The sequence below is a fragment of the Phyllobacterium sp. P5_D12 genome, from assembly GCF_054049495.1.
Genome location: NZ_JBFUMG010000363.1, coordinates 1 through 4,662, shown reverse-complemented (window position 1 = coordinate 4,662; position 4,662 = coordinate 1). Strand labels below are relative to the sequence as shown.

General features: G+C 55.7%; 3 protein-coding genes. 2 read left to right on the top strand and 1 reads right to left on the bottom strand.

The annotated features are described in order from the left end of the window. Positions 1-1,620, top strand: a 1,620-nt coding sequence (gene atzF / locus ACXJ5O_RS19440) for an allophanate hydrolase (RefSeq protein ID WP_457301330.1), incomplete at its 5' end; no start/stop codon positions are given. A gap of 499 nt (positions 1,621-2,119) precedes the next feature. After that, a complete protein-coding gene (locus ACXJ5O_RS19435; protein WP_457301329.1) occupies positions 2,120-2,527 on the top strand; it encodes a helix-turn-helix domain-containing protein in 408 nt (135 codons plus the stop codon). Between the two features lie 19 nt (positions 2,528-2,546). Here ACXJ5O_RS19435 and ACXJ5O_RS19430 read toward each other — a convergent pair whose 3' ends face one another. Continuing rightward, complete coding sequence (locus tag ACXJ5O_RS19430) at positions 2,547-3,821, bottom strand: OmpP1/FadL family transporter (RefSeq protein ID WP_457301328.1); 1,275 nt, start codon at positions 3,819-3,821, stop codon at positions 2,547-2,549. Between the last annotated feature and the right edge of the window lie 841 nt (positions 3,822-4,662).

The following is a 4,662-nucleotide window of genomic DNA, read 5'->3' as shown; positions in this document are numbered from 1 at the left end:
CCGGAGCCCAACAGCCTGCCGCTTTGGGGTGTTCCCTTTGCCGTAAAGGACAATATCGACGTTGCTGGCTTGCCGACCACGGCTGGATGTCCTGCCTATGCCTATCATCCGGGCACGGATTCGACTGTCGTCGCGCGTCTCAAGGCCGCCGGCGCCATCGTGATCGGGAAGACAAATCTGGACCAGTTCGCGACGGGTCTCAATGGAACGCGCTCGCCACATGGCGCCCCGCGCTCCGTTTTCAATCCAGACTACATTTCGGGCGGATCGAGCAGTGGATCGGCGGTCGCAGTCGCATCCGGTCTTGCGAGTTTCGCCCTCGGCACAGATACGGCGGGATCGGGACGCGTTCCCGCCGCCTTCAACAATCTTGTCGGTATTAAGCCCACCCCAGGTCTGTTGCCGAACACGGGCGTCGTTCCAGCGTGCAGAAGCGTCGATTGCGTGACGATATTCGCGGCTACGGTTCGCGACGGTGTCGCCGTTCGGAAGGTGGCGGAGGGATTTGATGTCGCCGACGCATTTTCGCGTCATGCGCGCTCGATTTCATTACCGGGCACCGGGATTCGGATCGGTGTCCTTGAAGGTGCGGAGCGGGAATTCTTTGGCGACGTCGGAGTCGAGCGGCTTTATGATCAGGCTATTGAATCAGTGAAGGCGCTGGGTGCAACCATAGTGCCCTTCGATTACGGACCCTTCCGCGAAGCTGCAGCCCTGCTCTACGAAGGGCCATGGGTGGCTGAACRCCTTGCGGCGGTGGAAGGCTTCCTTGCGACGAACGCAGCGGATTTCGACCCGGTCGTACGAACCATCATCGAGGGCGCCAAAGGCAAGACTGYCGTCGACGCCTTTAATGGCCGTTACAAGCTTGAGGAACTACGCCGGAAAACCGACGCTGAATGGCAAAAGGCAGATACTCTGCTTCTACCAACCGCACCGACAACCTATACGGTCACCGAAATGCAAGCCGACCCGATCGTCCTCAACGGTCGCCTCGGGCGCTACACCAATTTCGTCAATCTTCTGGATTGCGCCGCCATTGCAGTGCCGGCGGGCTTTGACAGCGAAAGTCATCTTCCAGCTGGCGTGACGCTTATTGCGCCCGCCTTTGCCGACGATGCATTGGTGCCTCTAGCCGACGCGCTGCACAGTGCGGCCGCATCCGGAATGGGAGTCGATCGCGACAGGCATATCCCCGATCAAAGCGCTTTCGTCCCCCCTAATGATGGTTCTGTTCCCATCGTCGTGGTTGGGGCGCATCTCTCTGGAATGCCACTCAATCACCAACTCACCGCACCGGGTGGACGCCTGCTGAAAACCTGCCGGACGGCGCAAGACTACCGGCTGTTCRCACTTCCCGCGACAGTGCCGCCTAAGCCTGGCCTCATCCGAGAACCCGGTTTCAAGGGCCCAGGACTCGAGGTCGAGGTCTGGTTGATGCCTCCGGATGCATTCGGCCAATTCGTACAAAACATCCCGGGCCCTCTTAGCATCGGCAAGGTTACGCTCGATGACGGCTCAGCTGTGTCCGGCTTTCTCTGTGAGGCACATGCGACCAGTGGAGCTGAAGATATTACTCATATCGGCGGTTGGCGCACGTATCTGCGTTCACTAAAATGAAGCTTTTGCTGATGAAAGGCCACAATATGTCGCTTGCTAAGAATATAGCGCGGTTGCTCCTCGAGGGGATTAGAGCCCGGGCCGAAGCCATGTGGCTGCCTGCCAGAAGTGGAGCGCAGGATACCCCAAGAGCTCCGGATAGAAACACGGCTCCCGAGTCGTCGAGACCAGGTGGCAAAGGCGGTTCGCGGCAGTGACGAGTGTAGCTGCGATTGGAAAGATACGTTAGAGGTAAAATACCGTCTTTCGCAAATTCCACGCTATGCGCTACGCTGGATGACATTTATCGTCCAGGCCTATCCTCTTGAGCCCATTACAGCAGGTCGTGCTTGTGACCTTTTGGGTACAATTAAGAATCGACCAGCACGCCGTTATCGGCATTTTCAAAGGAACGTTTATCCATCACTTCCGACTTTGAACAAGCTGCGAATTAGAAAATGAATATACAAGCCAGGATCGGATAGATATTGGGTAACTGTCTGAATCGTGGAAACATTACATGGATAACACCTATAAAGCGCTCGATGATCTCATCGCTCCCTCAGTAGAGGATATCATCCGCGTCGTTGCGGAGAGCAACAGACTGTCGAGTGCGGATCTGATCGATAGGTCACGCAAGCCATACATTGTTGATGCCCGAGACGATGCGATCGCCGAGGCGTGGGTGCGGCTGCGCGATTGGAGCCTGACTGATATCGGCATTGCGTTTGGGAACCGAAACTACGCTGCGGTCAAGAAATCGCTGCTACGGCGTGATATCGATGTGTCCGGGATCATTGACCGAGAGGCTGTCATTGCCGATGCGAAGACGGGGCTGACGACGGCGGAACTGACATTCAAGCATCACTGTTCGCGCCCGAGCGTCCGGAAGATCCTCTATGAAGCCAAGGTCTCGTTTAAGGCGTGACCTTGGCTTCTGAGTTCGATTAGAATTTCAGCTTCGCGGAGACGGACAGAGCCGACACGAAGTCATCGCCAAAGTCATAGGCAGCGTCGACGCCGCAAGGCTGATTGCCCTCGCAAGCTGTTGGACCGTAGCTGCCCGAGGACAACATGCCCACCGCAGCGCCGGCCTGGAGTTGCCAAGATTTGTTCGGCTGGTATTGAACGCCGGCTGAAAGCAGGTAGGTGTCGGTCTGCGTGGTCAAGCCAGTTGATGTTCCCCGATCCCAACTGATTTGAGCAGCGCCACTCCATTTTGGAGTAAACTGATGTCCAATGCCAGCCATAACATACCAACCGTCCTGGAACATCAGATCGAGAGATGTGAGACGGAATGGAGAGCTAGGGCTGCATGAGCCCAACGACTTTGTAACCACGGGGCAGAAGGGGATAACACCGAGGACACTCCAGTCGGTCCACTTGACCGTGCCAAAGGCGAGCCAGTCTGGAGCGATGCCTGTCTGCCATTTGAACTCAAGCTGCTGTGGTAGGGTTGCTGTGCCATATACGTCTGTGACTGCTCCTAAAAAGGGATTTCTGGCAGACGCAAGCGCTCTCGGGATCTCGGTCAAGTCGACGGTGCCGTTGACTTCGCCGAGGTCAACCTCTGCATTGTAGATAAGGCTGAAGCGCATTTCGTATTCAGGAATCTCATAGGCAACACCAGCGCGCCAGCCCCAACCATCGCCTTTAATGTCGAGCGTTCCGGTGCCATCATAACCGGGAAACAGTCCACTTAGTGGAATGTTGCTGTTGACCATCCTGGTCTTAAAGCCCTCGATCTCCTGATACGAGACGCCAGCTATGCCTCGAAGGAAGCCGGGGCCTACCTGCCATTTGTAGGAACAGGTCAAACCATAATCGTGGCTGGTAATCTCGGTTTCGATGTTGCTGGCGTTACCCTGCCAGGCATAGCCTGGATCGGTGTGAACGCCCCACGGCTCTTGATAGCTCGCCAAACAATCGAACTCTGGCGTGATGCCGACCTTGCCGCTCCAGCGAGGTATATTGTATGAAGGGGTCTCGTCTACGCTCGTGCTTCCGAAGCCCGGCCCATTGCTCGGATCGGTATCGCGCGCATTCTTGATTCTCCGCTCCGGCATGACGTGAGTGACGCCTGCATCGGTCGCAACTGTTCCCTTAGTAAATAGAAGATCCCAACTGTATCCACTGCGCTCAAGGCCGCCAGCCTGGGCTCCGGTGACAACGCTTGTTAGAAACAAAGCGCCGCCGACCACCGTAGATATTGTTCTATTCATTAAGCCCTCCCAAAACCCCTGCACTTGCGCTCAAACTCGGGTCAATTCGTTACAATTACGTATAGGTAACGAAGCCGTGATAGCGCGCAACTCGTTTCAAGAGGCTCTCGATCGGGCGAACCACTAGATCGAAACGCCTAGAATCGAGATTTGCGAGTGTTTTGGATGCTTGCAAGAACGATTTTGACCAAGAAGATGGTCGAATGTGCTCGAAAAGGCGATATTTCGAACCAAAAGGGCCCATTGTTGCGCAAATGCAACGTGGTTGGAAAATGTCCGAAATAAGACAACAGGTCGGCAAAAATACGGTGATAATCCGTTCGGATTACGAATCACGACCTAGCTTGCGTCCTTCATTGCTTCAATGAATGCCAGGATCTTCTCGGCGCTGTCTGTGCCAATCGAGTCCGCCATTTCGATGTAGGCGTCCTTGGCCGACTCTGGCACGCTCCACAGACGTTCGCGCCGTTCTTTGTGTGCCTGGAAAGCCTCGCGTTCTGAGGCTTCTGCAGCTCCCTGTTCCTCGATCTGCTTTAGCCGCCGCTTCTCATGCTTCCAGGTAAGGCTCGGCTCTTGGGTATCCGGTCATTTCAACCTCGTTCGCAATAGTCGCGTTCGCGCATCCGATCCGGATACTTCTTGTGAGACCGGTAATTTCTCTGGGGTGACTCAGCCACCAATTATTAACGTCGTACGTTTCACCATCGTCGCATCACTCACGGAGGCGATAGCGATGGAATGGACGATCACATCGAGGGGAAGAACGAGTTCGGCGACGTTTGCCGAAAGGAACTCCCCATCGAGAAGAGCTGGGAGCGTCTGTTTGACGGCGACATAGGAC